The 21,179-nt window shown below is 58.9% G+C and carries 16 protein-coding genes and 2 tRNA genes; 8 read left to right on the forward strand and 10 right to left on the reverse strand.

The features are described 5' to 3' along the window. Window positions 1-678 carry a DsbA family oxidoreductase gene (locus ACYCZ5_RS02550; RefSeq protein WP_461543197.1) on the reverse strand — a complete coding sequence of 226 codons (678 nt, stop codon included), beginning with the start codon at window positions 676-678 and terminating at the stop codon, window positions 1-3. A 57-nt stretch (window positions 679-735) separates the two neighbouring features. Between ACYCZ5_RS02550 and ACYCZ5_RS02555 the strand changes: the two genes are divergently transcribed. The 6 genes from ACYCZ5_RS02555 (at window position 736) to ACYCZ5_RS02580 (ending at window position 6,201) form a co-directional block, all read left to right on the forward strand. Further along, a complete protein-coding gene (locus ACYCZ5_RS02555; protein WP_461543198.1) occupies window positions 736-1,713 on the forward strand; it encodes an ABC transporter permease in 978 nt (325 codons plus the stop codon). Continuing rightward, the gene (locus ACYCZ5_RS02560) at window positions 1,710-3,062 is read left to right on the forward strand and encodes an ABC transporter permease (protein WP_461543199.1); all 1,353 of its coding nucleotides are present in this window, start codon (window positions 1,710-1,712) and stop codon (window positions 3,060-3,062) included. Before ACYCZ5_RS02555 ends, ACYCZ5_RS02560 begins: the two co-directional genes overlap by 4 nt. Further along, window positions 3,059-5,068 (forward strand): ABC transporter ATP-binding protein, encoded by a 2,010-nt coding sequence (locus tag ACYCZ5_RS02565; protein ID WP_461543200.1) that lies wholly within the window; start codon window positions 3,059-3,061, stop codon window positions 5,066-5,068. Before ACYCZ5_RS02560 ends, ACYCZ5_RS02565 begins: the two co-directional genes overlap by 4 nt. A gap of 109 nt (window positions 5,069-5,177) precedes the next feature. Next, entirely contained in the window at window positions 5,178-5,507 is a 330-nt protein-coding gene (locus tag ACYCZ5_RS02570; RefSeq protein ID WP_461543201.1) for an ElaB/YgaM/YqjD family protein, read from the forward strand. Between the two features lie 3 nt (window positions 5,508-5,510). After that, complete coding sequence (locus ACYCZ5_RS02575; protein WP_461543202.1) at window positions 5,511-5,891, forward strand: phage holin family protein; 381 nt, start codon at window positions 5,511-5,513, stop codon at window positions 5,889-5,891. Further along, window positions 5,881-6,201 carry a YqjK family protein gene (locus tag ACYCZ5_RS02580; protein ID WP_461543203.1) on the forward strand — a complete coding sequence of 107 codons (321 nt, stop codon included), beginning with the start codon at window positions 5,881-5,883 and terminating at the stop codon, window positions 6,199-6,201. Before ACYCZ5_RS02575 ends, ACYCZ5_RS02580 begins: the two co-directional genes overlap by 11 nt. On the opposite strand, the gene ACYCZ5_RS02585 is transcribed toward ACYCZ5_RS02580, so the two are convergent. The 7 genes from ACYCZ5_RS02585 to ACYCZ5_RS02615 form a co-directional block, all read right to left on the reverse strand. Beyond that, complete coding sequence (locus ACYCZ5_RS02585; protein WP_461543204.1) at window positions 6,189-7,580, reverse strand: transglycosylase SLT domain-containing protein; 1,392 nt, start codon at window positions 7,578-7,580, stop codon at window positions 6,189-6,191. The two genes, ACYCZ5_RS02580 and ACYCZ5_RS02585, sit on opposite strands and share 13 nt — an antisense overlap. A 308-nt stretch (window positions 7,581-7,888) precedes the next feature. Then, window positions 7,889-9,856 carry an acetate--CoA ligase gene (gene acs / locus ACYCZ5_RS02590; protein WP_461543205.1) on the reverse strand — a complete coding sequence of 656 codons (1,968 nt, stop codon included), beginning with the start codon at window positions 9,854-9,856 and terminating at the stop codon, window positions 7,889-7,891. A 24-nt stretch (window positions 9,857-9,880) separates the two neighbouring features. After that, window positions 9,881-11,095, reverse strand: a complete 1,215-nt coding sequence (locus ACYCZ5_RS02595; protein WP_461543206.1) for an HD-GYP domain-containing protein — start codon at window positions 11,093-11,095, stop codon at window positions 9,881-9,883. Between the two features lie 97 nt (window positions 11,096-11,192). After that, entirely contained in the window at window positions 11,193-12,452 is a 1,260-nt protein-coding gene (locus ACYCZ5_RS02600; RefSeq protein WP_461543207.1) for a TolC family protein, read from the reverse strand. Beyond that, window positions 12,449-12,760: a DUF3240 family protein gene (locus ACYCZ5_RS02605; protein WP_461543208.1), complete on the reverse strand. Its 312-nt coding sequence runs from the start codon at window positions 12,758-12,760 to the stop codon at window positions 12,449-12,451. The genes ACYCZ5_RS02600 and ACYCZ5_RS02605 overlap by 4 nt, the downstream gene beginning before the upstream one ends. After that, a complete protein-coding gene (locus tag ACYCZ5_RS02610) occupies window positions 12,757-15,831 on the reverse strand; it encodes an efflux RND transporter permease subunit (protein WP_461543357.1) in 3,075 nt (1,024 codons plus the stop codon). Before ACYCZ5_RS02610 ends, ACYCZ5_RS02605 begins: the two co-directional genes overlap by 4 nt. Further along, window positions 15,831-16,925, reverse strand: a complete 1,095-nt coding sequence (locus ACYCZ5_RS02615; RefSeq protein WP_461543209.1) for an efflux RND transporter periplasmic adaptor subunit — start codon at window positions 16,923-16,925, stop codon at window positions 15,831-15,833. The genes ACYCZ5_RS02610 and ACYCZ5_RS02615 overlap by 1 nt, the downstream gene beginning before the upstream one ends. Before the next feature lie 252 nt (window positions 16,926-17,177). Between ACYCZ5_RS02615 and ACYCZ5_RS02620 the strand changes: the two genes are divergently transcribed. Next, window positions 17,178-17,253: transfer RNA gene (locus ACYCZ5_RS02620), tRNA-Lys, on the forward strand. 112 nt (window positions 17,254-17,365) lie between these two features. Here the strand turns inward: ACYCZ5_RS02620 and ACYCZ5_RS02625 are convergent. Both ACYCZ5_RS02625 and ACYCZ5_RS02630 read right to left on the reverse strand, forming a co-directional pair. Then, window positions 17,366-17,902, reverse strand: a complete 537-nt coding sequence (locus ACYCZ5_RS02625; RefSeq protein WP_461543210.1) for a hypothetical protein — start codon at window positions 17,900-17,902, stop codon at window positions 17,366-17,368. A gap of 117 nt (window positions 17,903-18,019) precedes the next feature. Beyond that, window positions 18,020-18,095: transfer RNA gene (locus ACYCZ5_RS02630), tRNA-Asn, on the reverse strand. Window positions 18,096-18,220: 125 nt separating this feature from the next. On the opposite strand from ACYCZ5_RS02630, the gene ACYCZ5_RS02635 reads away from it, so the two are divergent. Beyond that, a complete protein-coding gene (locus tag ACYCZ5_RS02635; RefSeq protein ID WP_461543211.1) occupies window positions 18,221-21,175 on the forward strand; it encodes an AsmA family protein in 2,955 nt (984 codons plus the stop codon). Window positions 21,176-21,179: the final 4 nt, after the last annotated feature.

The raw sequence follows: 21,179 nt of genomic DNA on the forward strand, positions 1-21,179 counted from the left end.
TCAGGTCGATGACTCTTGCCAGGCCTGACGCAGGGTGTCGGCAAATACCTCGACCGGTTGTGCACCCGCGATCACGATGCGCTCATCGATGACGAAGCAGGGCACGCCGGTGATGCCGAAGTCGGCGGCGCGCGCCTGATCGGCACGCACTGCTTCCGCATAGTCATCGCTCTCCAGTACCGCGCGTGCTTCCTGTTCCGTGATGCCGAACTCCGGGGCGAGCTTGGCCAGTGCATCGATGTCGCCGACCGGCAGGGACTCCGAGAAGTAGCCGCGCATCAGCCGTTCAGAGGCGACATCGTCCAGCTGGCGCGAAGCGGCGTAATGCAGCAGGCGGTGGGCGTCGAAGGTGTTGCCGGGGCGGGCGCTTTCCAGATGATATTCAAGGCCGACTTCTTTGGCGGCTTCGGTCACCCGCGCGTTCATGGCTTCTGCTTCCTGCAGGGTGACGCTGTACTTTGCTGCCAGCATCTCGTTCAGCCTGCCGCTCGGATTGCGCGGTGCAGTGGGATCCAGTTCGAAACTACGCCAGACCACCTGCACGTTCTCCCAGTGCGGGAATTTCGAGAGGGCGATCTCCAGCTTGCGTTTGCCGACGTAGCACCAGGGGCAGATCACATCCGACCAGACTTCGATTTGCATGACCTTCTCCAGAATGATGTGTTGGGTTGGCTTCATTTTCTGCCCACTCCACTGGTTTGGCAATCGGCTGTTCCCGTACAATAGCGGCCACTCATGATCGCCTATCTCATCCGCCGCATCCTGTATGCCATTCCCATACTGATCGGGGTGAATCTGCTCACCTTCGCGCTGTTCTTCGTGGTCAACACGCCGGACGATATGGCGCGCATGCAGCTAGGCATCAAACGCGTGACACCGGAAGCCATCGACAGGTGGAAACAGCAGCGCGGCTATGACAAGCCGCTGTTCTTCAATACGGCTGCAGACAGCGCCGGCACTTTCACCGATACCATCTTCTGGCAGAAGTCTGCCAGCATGTTCGTGTTCGACTTTGGTTACTCTGATGATGGCCGCAGCATCAGCCGCGAGATCGCCACGCGCATGGGGCCCAGTCTGGCCATCGCGCTGCCGACCTTTCTTATCGGGCTGGTGGTGTATGTCAGCTTCGCGCTGCTGATGACGCTGTTCCGCGCCACCGCGCTGGACATGGCGGGCGTGGCGCTATGCGTATTGCTGATGTCCATCTCCGGCCTGTTCTACATCATCGGCGGACAGTTCCTGGTGAGCAAGCTATGGCATCTGGTGCCGATCTCCGGCTATGCGGGCGGTGCGGACAGTTTCAAGTTCGTGGTGTTGCCCATCCTCATCGGCGTGGTCGGCGGCGTCGGTTCGAGCAGTCGCTGGTATCGCACCATCTTCCTCGAAGAGATCGGCAAGGACTACGTGCGTACCGCGCGCGCCAAAGGCTTGTCCGAGTTGCGTGTGCTGTTCACGCATGTGCTGAAGAACGCCATGATCCCAATCCTCACCGGTGTGGTGGTGGTGATTCCGCTGCTGTTCATGGGCAGCCTGCTCACCGAATCGTTCTTCGGCATCCCCGGCTTGGGCAGTTACACCATAGACGCCATCAACGCGCAGGATTTTTCCGTGGTGCGCGCCATGGTGTTCCTCGGCTCGGTGCTTTACATCGCGGGGCTGATATTGACCGACATCTCCTATACGGTGGTCGATCCGAGGGTGCGCTTGCAATGACATTTATCCCCGTCATCCTGTGGAGCGATGCGCTGGTGTTCCTGCTGATAAGCGCGATCATCGCGGCGACCGTCTATGTGCGCAAACGTCCGCATCTGCGCTTGCCGTGGCAACGGGTGGCGTGCAGCAGTGTGGCAATGGTGTCGATGCTGGTGCTGTCGTGTTTTCTCGTCATTGGCCTGCTGGATACCTTGCACTACCGTGTTGCTTTGCCGCAGGCTGGCAGCGGCGAGAAGGTGTACTCACCCGAGGTGCTGAGCGTGTTCGACAAACTGGTCGGTCCTTTACGCACGCATACTGAAAAGACCTATTCCGCGCCATTCGCCCTGCATCTGTATGCCAAGGAAAGCATGAACGATGCACAGGGCAATGTGGTGCGCGACTATCCGAGGCTGCAATACGGCGGCGCGCATCTGGCTGATGCCTCGCAGCGTGCGGCGGATGTGGCGCAGCGGGCTGTCTCGGGGCTGCTGGCTGGAGCGCTGGTCGGGCTGTTGTTGGCTTGGTCGTTGCGGCGCCATCTGAAACAACGCGCCGTGCAGCTGACGTTGGTAGCGCTGACCGCGTTCATCGGTGCACTGGTGAGCCTTGCCGTTGTCTACCACGTGCTGGGCACCGACAAGGTGGGGCAGGATGTGCTGTATCTGTCGCTGAAGAGCATACGCACTGGCCTCATCATCGGCACGCTGACCACGCTGGTGACGCTGCCGCTGGCCTTGTTCCTCGGCGTGGCGGCGGGCTATTTCAGGGGCTGGGTGGACGATGTCATCCAGTATGTCTACACCGTGCTGAGTTCCATTCCCAGTGTGCTGTTGATCGCAGCGGCGGTGCTGATCATGCAGGTGACCATTGACACGCATCCCGAGTGGTTCGAGACATCGGCCGCGCGCGCCGACCTGCGGCTGGTCGCGCTCTGCCTGATCCTCGGTCTGACCAGCTGGACCGGTCTGTGCCGCTTGCTGCGTGGCGAGACGCTAAAACTGCGCGAGATGGAATACATCCAGGCGGCGCAGGCGTTCGGTGTGTCATCCATGCGTATCCTGTCGCGCCACATCATGCCCAACGTGATGCACATCATCCTCATCGCGCTGGTGATGGATTTCTCCGCGCTGGTGCTGGCCGAAGCGGTGCTGTCCTATGTCGGCGTTGGTGTCGATCCCTCCATGATCTCGTTCGGCACCATGATCAATGGCGCACGTTTGGAGATGGGGCGCGAACCCGTGGTGTGGTGGGCGCTGGCGTCCGCCTTCGTGTTCATGCTGGTGCTGGTGCTGGCGGCCAATCTGCTTGCCGATGCGGTGCGCGATGCTTTCGATCCGAGATTGAACCGGACGGAGGGCGGGGCATGAGCAAGCTGCTCAACGTCGATGGATTGCTAACGAAGCTGCACGACGGTACAGCCATCGTGGATGGTGTCTCGTTCGACATTGCGGCGGGCGAGACCTTCGCCTTGCTGGGCGAATCGGGTTGCGGCAAGTCCATGACGGCGCTGTCGCTGCTGCGCTTGTTGCCAGACGGCGTGGCGTACTGCGGCGGCCGCATGCAATTGGGCGAGACGGCGCTGCATGCGTTGACCGAGCGCGAGATGCGCGATGTGCGCGGCGGGCGCATGGCGATGATCTTCCAGGAGCCGGGCTTGAGCCTGAATCCGGTGATGACCGTGGGGGAGCAGATCGCCGAAGTATTGGCACTGCACCAAGGTATGTCGGGTGAGACCGCCAATGTTCGCAGTATCGACCTGCTGACACAGGTCGGCATCCCCGATGCTGGGCGCCGTGTGCATGAATATCCGTTTCAGATGTCGGGTGGCATGAAACAGCGTGTGATGATCGCGATGGCGCTGGCCGGCGAGCCTGAGCTACTGGTCGCCGATGAGCCCACCACCGCACTGGATGTGACTATACAGGCGCAGGTGTTGCAGTTGCTGCGCGAGACTCAGCAGAAGAGCGGTATGGCGATGCTGCTGATCACCCATGACCTGGGCGTGGTGGCGGAGAACGCGCATCGCGTCGGCGTGATGTATGCGGGACAGATTGTGGAGCAGGCAACGCGCGAGCGATTGTTCGCCGAGCCCTTGCATCCCTACACGCAAAGATTGTTTGCCGCGCTGCCGGATGCGCGGCACAGCGGCCAGCCATTGAGCGCCATCCCCGGCAGTGTGCCGCCGCTGGGCAGCATCCCACAGGGCTGCCGTTTCGCGCCGCGCTGCGACCGGGCGTGGGAACTGTGCCGTGAACAGACGCCGGAACTACTTGCAGTTGACGACGGGCGCGAGGTGAGGTGCCATCTTTATCGGGATCCTGGATTCGGGATCCAAGATTCAGGTCCAAGTTCCCCTTTTCTGGATGCCGGGGAGGAGAGGGTGGATTCCCAGAATCCAGATTCCAGATTCCTGAACCCTTTGTTGCAGGTCGAAGACCTGAAAGTCCATTTCCCTATCTGCAAAGGCATCTTGCAACGCACGGTGGGGCAGGTGAAGGCGGTTGATGGTGTGTCGCTTGCCATTCCGCAGGGCCGCACGCTGGCGCTGGTGGGCGAATCCGGCTGCGGCAAGACGACGCTGGGCAAGGCCTTGTTGAGATTGCATCCTCCCACGGCTGGAAGCGTACGTTTCGGGGGCGAGTTGCTTGCAGGCGAGGCACTCCGCAACAGGATGCAGATGGTGTTCCAGGATCCCTATGCGTCGCTCAATCCCAAGATGCGCGTGGCGGAGATACTGGAAGAAGGCATGGCGGCGCTGCATATCGGCAACGACGGCAATTCGCGGCAAGCGCATATCGATGTGCTGTTGGACAAGGTCGGGTTGGCGCGCGACAGCAAGTGGCGCTATCCGCACGAGTTCTCCGGCGGGCAGCGTCAGCGCATCGCGATCGCGCGCGCGCTGGCGGTCTCGCCCAAGCTGCTGATCTGTGATGAACCGACCTCCGCGCTGGATGTGTCGGTGCAAGCGCAGATTTTGAATCTGCTGAAGTCTTTGCAGGATGAGATGGGATTGAGCTATCTGTTCATCACGCACAATCTGGCGGTGGTGGAATATCTCGCGCACGAGGTTTGTGTGATGTATCTGGGACGCATCGTCGAGCGCGGCACGACGGCAGAGGTGATGCGTGCGCCCAAGCATCCTTACACGCAGGCCTTGCTCTCCGCAGTGCCGCGCATCGACGGGGCGGGGAAAGAATATGTAAGGCTGGAAGGCGAATTGCCATCCCCAGCCAATCCTCCCGTGGGATGCCATTTCGCACCGCGCTGCCCGCAGGCCATGCCTGTGTGCGCGAGAACGTTTCCGGATATGACGCATGCAGGGGCGTCTACCCACGGTGTGTGCTGCCATCTGTATCCTTTAGTGCCAATTTGAATTGACAATCGCGTGATGCGGGCTTAAAAAGAAGCTGTGATGTCGGAGTGATAAAGCAGTGTCTGACATTGAGTGTTATTCCCTTTCAATCAATCTTGAGGAGCGAATCATGAGCACGAAAGCGGTGAATTCAAGTTACGACATCAGCAAGGACAAACTGGCAAATGACATGCGTGCAGTGGTGGCCGATGCCGAGGAATTGCTGAGAGCGACAGCCGATCAGGCCGGAGAGAAAGCGGCCTCCCTGCGCGAAAGAGCGAAAGCGAATCTGGCTGTGGCCAAGGCCCGACTGGAAGAAGCCGAGCATGCGATGGTGGAACGCACCAAAGTCGCGGCGAAAGCGACAGATGAATACGTGCACCACAATCCATGGCAGGCAGTCGGTGTGGCTGCAGGTGTCGGTTTGCTGCTTGGCATGCTGATCGGTCGTAGCCGCTGATCCATGTCGGAAACGGGCGGATTGTATGCCTCGTTGAAACGCCTGCTGAGCACGTCGCTCGGTATCGTTTCAACCAGGCTGGAGTTACTGGCGAACGAGTGGGAAGAGGAACGCATGCGCTTGGTGCGCGTGCTGATGCTGGCCTTGCTTGCCGTGTTCTTCGTTTGCATGGCGGTGGTGTTGTTCGCCATCTTCATCGTTGCCGCGTTCTGGCACGACCATCCCTTGCTGGCAATCTCCATACTTTCGCTATCGTTCTTTGTGATGTCGGGTTTTTGTGCATACGCGCTGCGACGTCTGTTGCGTCAGCCCCCGGTGTTGTTTTCGGCCAGTCTGGCAGAAATTCGCAGAGATCGGCTTGAACTGGAGCCGCATGATGAATAATCGTCTGCTGGAGATACGTCTGCGTCGCGCTGAATTGCGGAGTCTGATCGCCGATCAGCGTGGTCAGCTCGCGTCGTTCGGCGAGCGCTGGCAGGGCGTTTTCCATCTGGCGGACATGGGGATCTCGGTGTTCCGATTCTTTCGTCACCAAACATTGATATCCGGTGTATTGACCGCAGCGCTCGTCAGACGTCGCCGCGAGTTGTGGCGTATGGCGCGTACTTCCTTCGGACTATGGAGGGGACTGGGTGTGTTCCGTAGTTTGGCAAACAGATGGTTGCCGGCAGGTGAGGCGAATCAGCGCCGATAGCTGATTACTTTTTGTTTTGAATTTCCGAGTTTAGCCGCTTTTCTCGCCTTGCCGGACTTGCGCGCCGAGGCGCTGCGGATACTGCTTGGCAGAATGGTGAATTTTTGACCGACGCGCAGGAAGCTGCGACCGTTGTTCATGGCGATCAGGCTGCGCTGGCTGATGCCGAACTTGCGCGCGATGCCCGAGATGGTATCGCCTTTGCGAACCACATACCTGAACCCGGACATCTCCTGCACGGCAGTGGCGTGCATGTTGAACGGGGTGAACTCACTCTCGTTTACTTCCTCTTTGGCCGTGACCAGCAGGGTCTGGCCGTTGCTCAACGTGGCATATCTGGACAGTCCGTTCGCCTTGCGCAATTGATCGAGTGTCATGTCGAAATTGTCGGCAATGTCGGCGAACGCTTCGCCTTTTTCAGATTCATAGGCGCGCCACGAGACCAGGCGCTGGTCGTTGTTTTCCAGATTGGTGCGAAACACCGTGACCTTATCAACAGGCAGCAGCAAAACCTCGGCCTGATCCTGCAAGATCACCGGGCGATTATGTCCGGGGTTCAGTGCAAGGAATTCGTCGAGCGATACATCGGCCAGTTTTGCAGCGATCTTCACGTCCATCGGTTTGGACGGCGTCACTGCCGCAAAGTAGGGTTTGTTGGGTATGGCATGCAGAGTCAGGCCGTAACGAGCCGGGTCACTGACGATGTTCTTGACCGCGAGCAGCTTGGGCACATAGTTCTGTGTCTCGCGCGGCATCCTCAGGTGTGAATAGCCGGTGGGTTTGCCGCGACGGCGGTTGGCTGCCTGTGCGCGGGCCACTGCGCCTTCGCCCCAGTTGTAGGCGGCCAGCGCCAGTTCCCAGTCGCCGAACTGCTTGTGCAGTTTCTCCAGATAATCGAGGGCACCGTTTGTCGCGCCGATGATGTCGCGGCGACCGTCGTACCACCAGTTCTGTTCCATGCCGAAATGCTTGCCGGTGGAGGGAATGAACTGCCAGATACCGGAAGCGCTGGCGACAGAATTTGCGCCGGGATTGAAGGCGCTTTCGATTATCGGCAGCAGTGCGATCTCGGACGGCATGCCGCGGCGCTCGACCTCTTCCACGATGTAGAACAGATAGCGATTCGCTCGCTCGCTCATGCGCAGTACATACTCAGGGTGGCTGGCATACCACTGCTCGTGTCGCTTGATGAGACGGCTGTTCAAGGGCTTCATGGCAAAACCGCTGCGGATACGCTGCCAGACATCTTCATCGGGCAGGGCTGAGAGCGCCGGATAGGTTGCTTCAAATGTTGCTGCTATCGCCTGATCGAGATCCTCGAGGATGTATTCCGGCGCGACAATGAGCGCTTCGCGTATCGGCGCCGGTGGCTGGGTCAAGTCTGTAGCCGTTGCAGGCAATGCGAGATCGGTTTCGGCAGCAAGAGCCAGTTGGACAGCGGGATTTGTAGAGGGATTTGTGACTTCCGCTGCTTGAGCGAAGGAGAGGGGAGCCAGCAGTAAAAATAAGAACAGCTTGCTAAGTTGCACGCGCGGCTTTCTTTGAATTTCGAGGTGAGTCGATGGTAGCGGAGGGCATGGGGTGCGTCAATCAGGAATAGGGCAACGATACAACATTTGCGGGCTGGCCCCGCTTGCTTCAACTGGCGAGAAAAGATGGCCGGTTGTGTACCGGCCATCTTTCGATATCACTTGATGACTTCTTTGAGTTGCTCAAGGATGGCCGGATTCTCTAACGTCGAGACATCCTGGGTGATCTCTTCGCCTTTGGCGATGGCACGCAGCAGGCGACGCATGATCTTGCCGGAGCGGGTCTTGGGCAGGTTCTCGCCGAAACGGATCTCGTCCGGCTTGGCGATGGGGCCGATCTCTTTGCCGACCCAGTTGCGCAGGTCTTCCACCAGCTTTTTGGCAGTGGCGGCATCAGCCGGACGCGAGCCCTTGAGCACCACGAAGGCCACCACGGATTCGCCCTTCACTTCGTGCGGCTTGCCGACCACGGCTGCTTCCGCCACCAGCGGATTGGAGACCAGCGCGGATTCGATCTCCATGGTGCCGAGGCGGTGGCCCGATACGTTCAGCACATCGTCGATACGACCCATGATCCAGAAATAGCCATCACCATCGCGGTGGGCGGAGTCTCCCGCCAGATAGGCACCCTTCATCTCTTCAGGGAAGTAGCTCTTCTTGTAGCGCTCCGGATCGCCCCAGATAGTGCGGATCTGCGACGGGAACGGTTTCTTGATGACTAGGAAGCCGCCGTGTTCGTCGTGCACTTCGTCGCCGGCCTCGTTGACGATGGTGGCCATGATGCCGGGCAGCGGCAGGGTGCAGGTGCCGGGCTTGATCGGCATCGCGCCGGGCAGCGGGGCGATCATGTGGCAGCCGGTCTCGGTCTGCCACCAGGTGTCCACGATGGGGCAGCGGCTCTGGCCCACGGTCTCGTAGTACCACATCCAGGCTTCGGGGTTGATCGGCTCGCCCACGGTGCCGAGCAGGCGCAGGCTGGACAGGTCGTATTTCTTCGGCAGGTCGCCGCCCAGCTTGATGAGCGAGCGGATGGCGGTCGGTGCGGTGTAGAAGGTGGTGACCTTGTGGTCCTGGATCATTTTCCAGAAACGGCCGGCGTCCGGAAATGTAGGCACGCCTTCGAAGATGACCTGGGTCGCGCCCATGGCCAGCGGGCCGTAGGCGACATAGCTGTGGCCGGTGATCCAGCCCACGTCGGCCGTGCACCAGAACACGTCGGAGTCTTTATAGTCGAACACCCATTTCAGCGAAACCATCGCACCCAGCAGGTAACCGCCGGTAGAGTGCTGCACGCCCTTGGGCTTGCCGGTAGAGCCGGAGGTGTAGAGCAGGAACAGCGGATGCTCTGCACCCACCCATTCCGGTTCGCATACGGAGGACTGGCTGTTGAACAGGTCGTGCCACCAGACTTCGCGATCCTCGTCGAGTTCGATGTCGGCGCCGGTACGGCGATAGACGATGACGGTGTGTACCGCTTCGCAACCGCCCAGCGTGAGTGCCTCGTCCACGGCTGGCTTCAGTGCCATGGCTTTGCCGCCTCGGTATTGCCCGTCGGCGGTGATCACCGCGACCGCCTGTGCATCGGTTATGCGCTCATGCAGGCTCTTGGAAGAGAAGCCGCCGAACACCACGGAGTGGATGGCGCCGATACGCGCGCAGGCTTGCATGGCGACCACGGCTTCCACGCTCATCGGCATGTAGATGATGACGCGGTCGCCCTTCTTGATGCCGCGCGACTTCAGGCCGTTGGCGAACTGGCAGACGCGGCCATGCAACTCCTTGTAGCTGACGTTGGTGACCTTGCCGTCGTCGGCTTCGAAGATGATCGCGGTCTTGTTGGCGTTGGTTGCGAGATTGCGATCGAGGCAGTTATAGGAGACGTTCAGCTCGCCGTCTTCGAACCATTTGTAGAACGGCGCTTTGCTTTCATCCAGCGTCTTGGTGAAAGGTTTATGCCATTCGATGGTGTCGCGCGCCAGCTTGGCCCAAAAACCCGCGTAGTCCTTCTCGGCCTCGGCGCACATCGCCTTGTAAGCCTCCATGCCTGAAACATTCGCCTGTTTGACGAAAGCGTCGGATGGATTGAATACACGGTTCTCATGCAACACGGACTGGATGTTGGACATTTGTTTCTCCCTTGATGTTGTTTGCTATATGCCGGTGATCTGTTTCAGGTCAAAGCCCCACTTTGCCGGGTCTTCTGCGTTGACGATACTTTCCTGCGAACGTCCCAAGTCTAGCATTTCAGGCATGATCGGTTCGTTGGACTTGGTCGAAAAGAAGACCTTGACGATGGGTGTGAGCAGGCTTTTCTCTGTCTGTTCCATGACTATAGCCAGTCTTCCTGACTTGAGCCTTACTAGCGTGCCGGAAGGGTAGATGCCGATGGTCTTGACGAAGGCCTGGAACACGCGCTCGTCGAAATGTCCATTGCGCCATTCCGCCATCTTGCGGATGGTCTCGGCCGGCTCCCAGCCGTTCTTGTAACAGCGGTTGGAGGTAAGGGCGTCGTATACGTCACAGACAGCGCCCATCTTCGCGAACAGGGAGATCTGCTCGCCGGCCAATTTATCCGGATAACCTTTGCCGTCCATGCGCTCATGGTGGTGCAGGCATACGTCCAGCGCGGTCGCGGTGATGTCGCTGGAGCCCTGCAGGAGCTCCCATCCTTTGCGAGGGTGATCCTTGACGATGTTGAACTCCTCGTCGGTCAGCTTGCCCGGCTTGTTCAATACATCCTCGTCTATCATCATCTTGCCGACATCATGTAACAGCCCAGCAAGTCCGGCCTCTTTCAGGTCGTTGCCTTCAAGTCCCAACTGTTTGCCCAATGCGATCATCAGCGCGCACACCGCCACCGAATGCATATAGGTGTAATCGTCCTTGGTCTTGAGCCGCGCAAGATTGAGGAAGGCTTCCGGATTGCGCGTGATGGATTTGCTGATCTCGTCCACCAGCGGCGCAGCCTCGCCGACCTTGATGGCGTTGCCCATGCGGGCTTCCTGGAACATCGAGGTGACAGCAGCTTTGCTCTTGGCTTGCAGTTGGCGAGCGCGTATCAGTTCGTCATGCAGGGAGACGCGGGCTTCGGTCTGGGGTTTGCCCTTGGTGATGCGATCCAGTTCGGCCGCGATCTCGCGCTCGGCTTCTTCATCCGATACGGCCACGACGTCGCCTTCGACATCCAGACCGCGTGCCGGATCGATCCATACTTCCTGGATGCCGCAGGTGCGCAGTGTGTGCAGATCCGCATCGGTATCGAGCAGGAATGACTTGCGCCAGAACGGGTGTTCCATCCAGCTGCCGCACAGCTCGTGGATGAACATGCCGATCCTGACGTTTTGTACTGGGATTCTCTTGCGCATAACTGAATCAAATGAACCGGCGGAATTGTTCTGCGGGCGATTCTACCTTAAGTCAGCACTGCAGGAATCTGTCGAGCGATGTCAGGTGAGATGCGCCTCAATGCGGGCTGTGCTCGTCGCCATCACTGGTCCACAAGCTATGTGCATCCAGCAAAAGGCGATAACGTGATTCATTGGCATCCAACCGCGCCAGTGTCTCGGCCAGTGTCGCTTCCAGCGCCTGACGCCGGGAGATCAGTGTCGTATCCAGGCTGCTTTCACCCAGACTGTAGGCACGGGCGACCAGATCGGCGTTGTGGCGCAAGGCGTTGGCGGCAGCGGCTGCTTGCTGCCAGATCTCGTAGCTGCTGACTGCATGGGTGTAGGCGTGGTAAATGTCTCCCTCCACTTTGCGTTGCAGTGCCAGTGCCTGGTCTGCCGCGATTCGGGCCTGCGCTTGGGCGCTGTCGGCATTGGCCGAGCGGGCGCTATAGCCAAGCGGGATCGACACATACACACCGGCGACGCGTTGCTTGCGGTCGAGAAGCGAGGTGTACTTCAGGCCCAGTGTCGGGTCGGGCAAACGGTCGGCACTGGCGCGCTCGGCCAGTCCGCGCTGGAAGTCGGCTTCTGCCATGGCCAGACCGATCTCGTGATTGTGGTCCAGCATGATGTCATGCCAGTAAGTCAGGGTCTGGGTTATGGCTTGTGGTTCCACCAGAGCCGGAGTCTCGGGCAAGGGCAGGGCGGGGAACTGACGTTTCAATTCGTCGGCAGCGAGCGCCGCACGCAGCTTGGCCTGTCGCAGTGAAACTTCGGACATCGCGGCGGCAGCGTTGACCTGGTTCAACTCCATGCGCGGCGCATCGCCGGCCTTGATGCGTTTTTCTGTGATCACTGCCTGCTGATGCAGGATGTCCAGTTGCCCTTGCCACTGCATGACCTGTGCCTGTTCGCGCTGCCAGGCGAACCATAGGCGAAGCAGCTGACGCGATGCTTCATGGCGCGCATCACCCAGAGCATGTTGTCCGCGTGCGAGGGCGGCCGCACCGATGTCGCTGTCTATCCACATCTTGTTGGGCAGACGCAGCGGGCGCTCGATGGCGATCTCCCAGTCGCGGTAGTCATTCTGGACGTTGCCTTCCAGCAGGCGGTCGCGGTACGTTGCACCGTGCAGGGTGAATTCATATTCGCCCGTGTTGCGCTTGCGCTGCTCGCTCTGTTCGATCTGCATGCCGGCCTGGGCATTGAGTACGAGGATGTGTTCGTCCAGTGCGCGGTCCACTTGCGTATGCGGGGGGAGATCGGTCTCTGCGTAGCTGAACGATGCGGTCAGACAGAGATATGAAACGGCAAGTGCTTTGCTCAGGGATCTCATGCTAGCCTCCCGAAATCCAGCACCGGCACAAGCCAATAGGCGATCTCGTTATTGGGCTCGGCCTGCTTCAGATGGGCGATCAATAATCTTGCATCTTCAAGATTCATCACCGAATCGAACTGTATACGCTGGGAACGGCCGCGCACCTGCTCCAGCATGCTGGGCAGTTTCTCCTTCTGGCTGCCGCCTTCGATGTGTTTGATGGAGAAGCCGCGCACCCAGTCCGGATGGGAGAGCAGTTGATCCACCAATCGCTCTTCCTGCGATTTGTGGCAGACCAGCGTCAAACAACAATTCATTTCTTTCATGCTTGCACCTCGGGTTTTTCCAGGCCGAAACGGCGATACAGGATGGGTAGCATGATCAGCGTCAACAAGGTCGAGCTGATCAAACCGCCGGTGACCACGATGGCCAGCGGTTTCTGGATCTCAGAACCGGGACCGGTGGCGAACAGCACCGGCAACAGGCCGAAGGCCGTGATGCTGGCGGTCATCAGCACCGGACGCAGACGGCGCTTGGCTCCTTCAAACACCACATCGGCCAGCGACAGTCCTTCATCGTGCAACTGGTTGAAGTAGGACACCATCACCACACCATTCAGCACCGCGATACCCAGCAGCGCGATGAAGCCGACCGAGGCGGGGACGGATAGATATTCGCCGCTGATCCACAGCGCGAACACGCCGCCGATCAATGCGAACGGGATGTTGGTCAACACCAGCGCAGCCTGACGTACCGAGCCGAAGGTGGCGAACAGCAGCATGAAGATCATGCCTAGTGCGACCGGGATGACCACGGCGAGTCGTGCTGCTGCGCGCTGCTGGTTCTCGAACTGGCCGCCCCAGGTCAGGCGATAGCCGGAGGGCAGATTCACTTGTGTGGCAACCGCCGCTTTTGCTTCTTCCACGAAGCCGACCAGATCGCGCCCGCGTACATTGCTCTGGATGACCACCATGCGCTGGCCGTCCTGACGATCCACTTTGACCGGACCGTCTGCTCTTTCCAGTTTGGCCACGACGGAAAGAGGGACTGCTTGTCCGTTGGGTAAAGGAAGTTTGATGGCAGCAAGCAGAGCCGGGGATTGGCGGATCTCGGCCATGCCGCGCATGATCAGCGGCGTGCGGCGACCGTCCTCGATGACCGTGCCCAGTTGCTGGCCTTCTATCTGGCTGCGCAAGGCCGTGCCGATGTCGTCCACGTTCAGTCCCATGCGCCCGGCCGCCAGACGGTCGATGATGACGCGGTAATACTGCACACCGCTGTTCTGTACGGTGTACACATCCTCGCTGCCGTGGATGCCTTCCAGCACTTTGACGATCTGCTCCGCGCGGTCGTTCAAGGTGGCAAGGTCGGTGCCGAACAGTTTGATGGCGACGTCGCCGCGTGCGCCGGTCAGCATCTCCGATACGCGCATGGCGATGGGTTGCGTGAAGCCATATTCGATGCCCGGGAAGTTCTCCATCACTTTGCGGATGTCGTCGATGATGGCGTTCTTGTCGCTGTTGCGCCATTCCTTCTGAGGTTTGAGTACGAGGAAGTTATCGGTCTCGTTCAGCCCCATGGGATCCAGCCCCAACTCGTCCGCACCGGCACGCGAAACGATGCCTTGCACTTCCGGTACCTGTGCCAGGATGGCAGTCTGGATGCGTTTGTCCAGCTCCGCCGTCTGCTCGATGTTGATGGAAGGCAGCTTGGAGGTCTGCATGATGATGTCGCCTTCGTCCATCTCCGGCATGAAGGTCTTGCCCAGTAACATATATATGCCTGCGGTCACCAGCAACAGGGAAACCGCGCTGATGATGACGATATGTTCTTTCTCCAGCGCGCGCCGCAATAGCGGCACATAGATAGCCATCGCCTTGCGGACCAGCCAGGGCTCTTCGTGGCTGGCAGTCTTGAGCAGGAAGGAAGCCAGCATGGGCACGAAGGTCAGCGACAGAAGTAGCGAACCGAACAGTGCGAACACAATGGTGACCGCGACTGGGATGAACAGTTTGCCTTCCAGCCCCTGCAATGTCATCAGCGGCAGGAACACGATAATGATGATGGCGACCCCGGCCGCGACCGGGGTGATGACTTCCTTCACTGCGCGGTAGATCACATGCAGGTGCGGGATGTGTGCACGGCGATGCGCGAGGTGATTGATGATGTTCTCCATGACCACCACTGCTGCATCGACCAGCATACCGATGGCGATAGCGAGCCCGCCCAGTGACATCAGGTTGGCCGACATGCCGAACTCACCCATCAGGATGAAGGTGAACAATACCGCCAGCGGCAGGGTGAGCGCGACCACCAGTGCGGCGCGCAGGTTACCCAGGAACAGTACCAACAGGATGACCACCAGGATGATGGCTTCCCCCAAAGCTTTGGAGACGGTGCCGACCGCGCGCTCGACCAGGCTACCCCGGTCATAGAACACTTTCGTCGTCACACCTGCGGGCAGGGTGGGGGCGATCTCGGCCAGCTTGGCGCGCACGCCGTTCACGACCTTTTGCGCATTGGCACCACGCAAGCCGAGCACCAACCCTTCGACGGCTTCGCCTTTGCCATCCTTGGTGACTGTGCCGTAGCGGGTCAAACTGCCGATACGGACCTGTGCCACGTCGCTGACGCGAACCAGATTACCGTTCGTGCCGACAATCACGATGTCGCGCACATCCTGCAGGCTGCGGATGCTGCCCTCAGCACGCACCAGCAACGACTCGTCGCCGTCGTTGATGCGTCCGGCACCGTCGTTGCGATTGTTGGCCTGGATCGCTGCTTGCAGTTCGGCAAAGGAAATTCCGCGCGCCGACAGCGCGTTATGGTCGGGCACGACCTCGAAACTGCGCGCCAGCCCCCCCAGCGAGTTGACATCGGCGACGCCGGGCAGCGTGCGCAGCGCGGGGCGTATGGTCCAGTCCAGCAGGGTGCGGCGTTCTTCAAGCGATACGCCTTCTCCTTCCACGGTGAACATGAACATCTCGCCCAGCGGGGTGGTGATCGGAGCCAGTCCGCCCGACACATCGGAGGGTAGGTCACGCATCGCGTTGTTCAATCGCTCGGCAACCTGCTGACGCGCCCAATAGATGTCGGTGCCATCATTGAAGTCGATGGTGATGTCGGCGATGGCGTATTTGGAGATGGAACGCAGCACGCGCTGATCGGGGATGCCCAGCATCTCCAGTTCGATCGGGGCGACGATACGCGCCTCGACTTCTTCCGGCGTCATGCCGGGGGCCTTCATGATGATCTTGACCTGTGTGGTCGATACATCCGGGAAGGCGTCGATGGGCAGGTCACGGAAGGCGGATACACCGGCACCGACCAACAGCAGTGTTAAGGCAGCCGCCAGCATGCGCTGGGTCAGCGCGAATTCAACCAGTTTGGACAGCATCATTCGGCTCCGCTGTTGTTCAGTGCACCGGATTTCAGCGTCGAGACGCCCTGTACGGCGATCAGTTCATTGCCCTTGAAGTCGCCGTCGATCAGGCTACGCTGCGCCCCTTCCAGCTTCACCGAGACCTTTTCTGCACGGAATCCGCCGGGTGTCTTGACGAATACGACAGCCTGCTCGCCCAATCTCGCCAATGCGCTGTTCGGCACGTTCCACTGCTTCATATTGTTGCCTACAGTGGTGATGCTCGCTTCCACGTACTGTCCGGGGCGGAGGCCTTCTGTTCCTTTGTTGATGAGTGCACGGACCAGGATAGTCTGGCTGCCACCACTCAGGCTGCGCCCGATAGCGGCCACTTTGCCGCTTGCCGAATAGGCGGGAATATCGATGGCCGCACCGACATTGATGTTCCCGGCGCTGGACAAGGGCACCTGTATCTCAAGTCCGAGCGGACTCAGTCTGGCCACCTTGAACAAGGGGGTGGACGCATCCAGACGCTGGCCCGAGCTGGCAGACTTGTCCAGGATGACGCCGTCGATAGGGGAGGTGATAGCAAGCTGGCTGCTCAGTTCGTTGCCGGACAGTAGTTGCTCGATCGCTTTGGAGGACATTCCGAACAGTTTCAATGCCTGGCGGCGTTCGGTCAGGATCGCATGTGCCTCGTTGCGCTGGCTGCGAGTCGCACGCAGACGACTCTCCGCGATGATGCCGTCCTTCCAGAGTTCCTGGTCGCGCTTGAAGTTCTCCGTGGTGAGTTGGTCTTGCATGTGCGCCTGCAACAGGCTGCGCTGGGCTTCAATGAAGGCCGGGCTTTGCAGTCTCGCCAATACCTGTCCCTTCTTTACAGCATCACCCACGCCCACCAGAGTTTGTTCGACCATCGCCGACAACGGAGTGCTGATGGTGTAGAGCTGGTCTCCCGGAATGACCACCAGCGCGGGCAGGCCTGATATGTCGCCGTTTGCTTGCGCTGGCAATGGCGCAGTCACGATGCCCAGTTTGCTGATCTGTTCTTCAGACAATGCGATGTCTTGTGCATGAGCTCCGGTGATGAATTGAGACAGGAACAGGATGGCGATGGATAGCTTCTTCATTGGTTCGACTTCTCCGGTGTGGCGTGGTTGTTTTTTTGATTCTATTGCAAAGGGAAGGAAGGTTGCGTGAAGGCCTTATTCAATTCACGGACTTTAATATGCAGAAAGGGCGTGCTATAGGTTGTCATCCGGCGAATTAGTTCCGTCGCTTGCGAAGAATTTGTCCGGCGTACTCGCCGCGTATAGCGCCGCTTTGCTTTCAGGAAAAATCTTGACAAATTCGGGGGCGTCCCTAAAATGCGCGGCTCTTCCGGGTCGTTAGCTCAGCTGGTAGAGCAGCGGACTCTTAATCCGTTTGTCGCAGGTTCGATCCCCGCACGACCCACCAGAATATGAAGGCCTGCACAAATGCAGGCCTTTTGTATTTCTGCGCAGCAATGTTTCGCCATGAAAAAACCCACCGGGCAAAGGTGGGTTGCTCAGTCAGGCTACGGAGTGGTTCATGCACTCACCGCACGCATCCTGTCGATTTTCTCGATAACGGCTTGATAGAGATCATGGTCTGAATCGGGGTTGTTGCGATCCGGATGGTGCGCACTACGGATCTTTTTCAGTTTGGTCATATCGTCTGGCAGGTCATGTACCCTGGTCACCCGGTCACCGTTTTTTTCCATCACGCGCTGAAGCTCAGCCTCTGCGCCTTCGCGTGTGTCATATAACTTCTTGCTACCAAGACGCCAACCGTCCTGGGTTTTGCGTGGGGATAGCTTTTCCTTACCATCAAGCCAGATCCATTTACCGGTGTCGGGATCCTGTTCAAAGTTAATGGTGGTGATGGCATAGGTGTAAACGGGCGGCTCGATGTTTTTGGCGAATAGCTTGATGATCCTTGCGACAGTCACCACCGTCGCAACGAAATACGCGCCTGCCTCATGCGGGCAGAATGCACTGCTGAGCGTTGGCTCAGGTTTCCTGTCGTTGTTTGATGAATTCGTTTCAGCCATGCGGCTGAGTGCTTTGCGTTGTGCGTTGGTCACTGGTAGTGCTCCATTTGTATCTTTTCGCGACCTAGCTGCTTGAGTCGCGAGTTGCGGACTTTTTGGATTTCGACCCAAAAACGAAAAGGCCACCCCGAAAGATGGCCTTCAATATTCTGGCTCCCCGACCTGGACTCGAACCAGGGACCTGCGGATTAACAGTCCGTCGCTCTACCGACTGAGCTATCAGGGATTTGATGCGGGCGCTATACTAGCGGCAGAAGGGCATTCGGTCAACATCGATGCGGAAATATTTATGTATTATCGATGCTTGACGAGGCTGTGTGCATCTAATCCAATCCAACTACAATGGGCGACATGGATAAGAAAACAATATTAATAAAAACCAGCAAAGGTGAAAGCGAAGTCTCCGGTATGTCCGGAGATATGAAGCGCGTGCTACTGCTGATAGACGGTGATTCGACTTACGCTGAAATCGTCAAGCATGCCCCGCCGAGTCTGCGTGGTGACCTGCCCGATATCATTCAGAGTCTGATCGACTCCGAGTTGATTCGCGACAAATCCAAAGTGCAGGCCGGTCCCAAGATAGTCGCCCCCAAAGTCGTTGCGCCAAAATTCGTCACTCCCAAAGCCGATCAGGGTGGAGAGGAGTTGGACTTCACCAGCATGTTCGTTGCACCTGATGCTGCGGCTTTGGCTGCCGAAGCTACAAATGCCAAAGCAGCGCAGGAAGCGGAAAAACTGAAAGCAAGCCAGGAAGCGGCAAAACAAAAAGCCGAAGCGGAGGCAAGAGCCAGAGCGGAAGCAGAAGTGCGTGCACGTGCCGAGCAGGAGGCTGCCCGTGTCAAAGCAGAGTTGGAAGCGGCAGCCAAGGCCAAGGCCGAAGCAGAAGCTGCAAAGTTGAAAGCTGAGCAAGAGGCGGCACGCATCAAGGCTGAATTGGAAGCAGCCAAAGCGAAAGCAGAAGCGGAAGCCAAGGCGCTGGCTGAAGAGCGCGCCAGACATGAGGCCGAGGCTGCACGCATCAAGGCGGAAGCCGAAGCAGCGAGAGTGAGGGCCGAGCAAGAGGCGGCCCGGATCAAAGCCGAGCAAGAAGCTGCCCGCATCAAGGCTGAGCAAGAAGCAGAGCGGGTCAGGGCAGAGCAGGAAGCCGCACGTATCAAAGCCGAGCAAGAGGCGGCGGCAAGGGCAAAAGCCGAAGCTGAGGCGCGAGCGAGAGAAGAAGCAGAAGCCGCACGGTTGAAGGCGGAATTGGAAGCGGCCAAGGCAAAAGCGGAAGCCAAGGCGCTTGCAGAGGAACGTGCACGTCAGGAAGCCGAAGCTGCGCGTTTGAAAGCTGAACAAGAAGCTGCCCGCCTCAAAGCAGAACAGGAAGCTGCCGAGCGAGCCAAAGCCGAAGCGGCGGAAGCCGCGCGACTGCAAGCAGAAGCTGAGGCCGCTCGTATCAAGCAAGAACAAGAGGCGGCTGAGAGAGCCAAGGCGGAAGCAGAGGCGCGCATCAAGGCTGAGCAGGAAGCGGCGCGGATCAAGGCCGAGCAGGAAGCAGCGGCGCGAGTGAAGGCTGAGGCGGAAGCTGTCCGTATCAAAGCCGAACAAGAGGCCGCGCGCATAGCAGCAGAGCGTGAAGCTGCGGACCGTGCGAAAGCCGAGGCAGCTGCCGCACGCAAAAAATCCGAAGTTGAAGCTGCACAGTCGGCGCAAGTCGAAACGAAAAAAGAGGTTGAATCAACCGGATTCCAGATCGATCTGGCTGCTTTGAGTGCTATGGACTCCAGTACGGATGCTGATGAACTGGCACGACCAACATCGTCAGCGCCTGAAAAGGAAGCGCCTGCGCCTGAAAAGACAGTCAAACAGAAGGAGCCGGAGGCGAAGCAGGATATCGCTGCAGAGATGGTGCGATTGAAGGCCGAGCAGGAAGCGGAAAGATTGCGAGCCGAACAGGAAGCGCGCGCCTTGGAAGAGGAACAGGCGCTGGCCGCCGAGCAGGAAAGTGCCTGGGCCGAAGCAGAGCAACGCGCCGAGCAACAGAGCAAGCTGGATGCGGCGCAGGCTGCCAAGGAAGCAGCGTTGGCGCAAGCCAAGTCCAAGCAGAAGTCGACGACGATCCGTCGTCGCAATCCTCTGCCGCTGGGCAAGATCGCGGCTGGGCTCATGGTGTTGGGGGGCATCGCGATATTCGTGCTGCCCATGTTCTGGCCTATGCAGGAATATATCGGGCCACTGGAGCTGCGACTGACTGAACGTTTCAAGCAGCCGGTGAAGGTCGGCGGTATGAGCGCTTCCTTGTTGCCGATGCCCAAGATCGAACTGGTCGATGTGAAGGTCGGTGCGGCGGGTGAATTCACTGCTGCTGCTGCGACGCTGAACTTCGATTTGCTCTCGCTGCTGTCTGACAGCAAGACGATCAATGATGTCGCATTGCAGGGGGCGACCTTGAGCGGGAAGGATCTGGACAAGGTCGCCGGATGGCTCAAAGGCATGGGGAGCGATACCCAATTCCCGCTGCAGCATGTGACGCTGCATAACTTGAAGATCGTCTCCGACGAGATATCCGTACCTCCGCTTCAGGGGGGGGCTGATTTCGATCAGGGCGAGTTCTCCCGTTTGGTGCTGCATAGCGACGATGAGAAGTTCAACGTGGAGCTAAAGGCCGTGGCGAACCGCACCCAGCTGACCTTCGGTATTCGTGAGGGGGCACTGCCACTGCTGCCTTCCGCGATGTTCAGTTCGTTCAATGCGCGCGGCGAGATCAATGCGGGCGAGATCAATATCTCCGATCTGGATGCGCATGCCTATGGCGGTATCTGGTCCGGCAACGGAAAATTGAACTGGAGCAAAGGCTGGAAATTCGACGCGAATATCAAGGCCAATACGATGGAGTTGGCCGAGTTGTTCCCAAAGTACGGTTTGTCGGGTGAAGTCTTCATCGATGGTGAAGTGTCGGCCAGCGCAGCTACGCTCTCGAATCTGGCGAAAACATTGCGGGTCGATGCTTCGTTCGAGGCCAAACGCGGCGTCATCAGCGGTATCGATATGGTGGAGACCGCGCGTTTGGCGAGCCGCGAGCATCTGGTCGGCGGCCGCACACACTTTGACGAACTGAATGGCTCCTTTGTGGCAGAGAATGGACACGTTCGCTTCCGCAGCGTGCGCATCACTTCGGGCATGTTGAAAGCCTCGGGCACTTTGGATGCCGCAGTGGATGGTCAACTTTCGGGGGCGTTCAATTCGGAGATCAAGATGCGTTCAGGCAACAATCCTCTGACGCTGTCGGGCTCGTTGTCCGAACCCAAGCTGAAGGCACGCTAACGCA

Source organism: Sideroxydans sp. (assembly GCF_054604835.1).

What these genes read in the sequence shown, in the direction of transcription:
- ACYCZ5_RS02550 (WP_461543197.1), bottom strand. Translation starts at nt 678, where the DNA reads ATGAAGCCAACCCAACACATCATTCTGGAGAAGGTCATGCAAATCGAA.
- ACYCZ5_RS02555 (WP_461543198.1), top strand. Translation starts at nt 736, where the DNA reads ATGATCGCCTATCTCATCCGCCGCATCCTGTATGCCATTCCCATACTG.
- ACYCZ5_RS02560 (WP_461543199.1), top strand. Translation starts at nt 1,710, where the DNA reads ATGACATTTATCCCCGTCATCCTGTGGAGCGATGCGCTGGTGTTCCTG.
- ACYCZ5_RS02565 (WP_461543200.1), top strand. Translation starts at nt 3,059, where the DNA reads ATGAGCAAGCTGCTCAACGTCGATGGATTGCTAACGAAGCTGCACGAC.
- ACYCZ5_RS02570 (WP_461543201.1), top strand. Translation starts at nt 5,178, where the DNA reads ATGAGCACGAAAGCGGTGAATTCAAGTTACGACATCAGCAAGGACAAA.
- ACYCZ5_RS02575 (WP_461543202.1), top strand. Translation starts at nt 5,511, where the DNA reads ATGTCGGAAACGGGCGGATTGTATGCCTCGTTGAAACGCCTGCTGAGC.
- ACYCZ5_RS02580 (WP_461543203.1), top strand. Translation starts at nt 5,881, where the DNA reads ATGATGAATAATCGTCTGCTGGAGATACGTCTGCGTCGCGCTGAATTG.
- acs (WP_461543205.1), bottom strand. Translation starts at nt 9,856, where the DNA reads ATGTCCAACATCCAGTCCGTGTTGCATGAGAACCGTGTATTCAATCCA.
- ACYCZ5_RS02595 (WP_461543206.1), bottom strand. Translation starts at nt 11,095, where the DNA reads ATGCGCAAGAGAATCCCAGTACAAAACGTCAGGATCGGCATGTTCATC.
- ACYCZ5_RS02600 (WP_461543207.1), bottom strand. Translation starts at nt 12,452, where the DNA reads ATGAGATCCCTGAGCAAAGCACTTGCCGTTTCATATCTCTGTCTGACC.
- ACYCZ5_RS02605 (WP_461543208.1), bottom strand. Translation starts at nt 12,760, where the DNA reads ATGAAAGAAATGAATTGTTGTTTGACGCTGGTCTGCCACAAATCGCAG.
- ACYCZ5_RS02610 (WP_461543357.1), bottom strand. Translation starts at nt 15,831, where the DNA reads ATGCTGTCCAAACTGGTTGAATTCGCGCTGACCCAGCGCATGCTGGCG.
- ACYCZ5_RS02615 (WP_461543209.1), bottom strand. Translation starts at nt 16,925, where the DNA reads ATGAAGAAGCTATCCATCGCCATCCTGTTCCTGTCTCAATTCATCACC.
- ACYCZ5_RS02635 (WP_461543211.1), top strand. Translation starts at nt 18,221, where the DNA reads ATGGATAAGAAAACAATATTAATAAAAACCAGCAAAGGTGAAAGCGAA.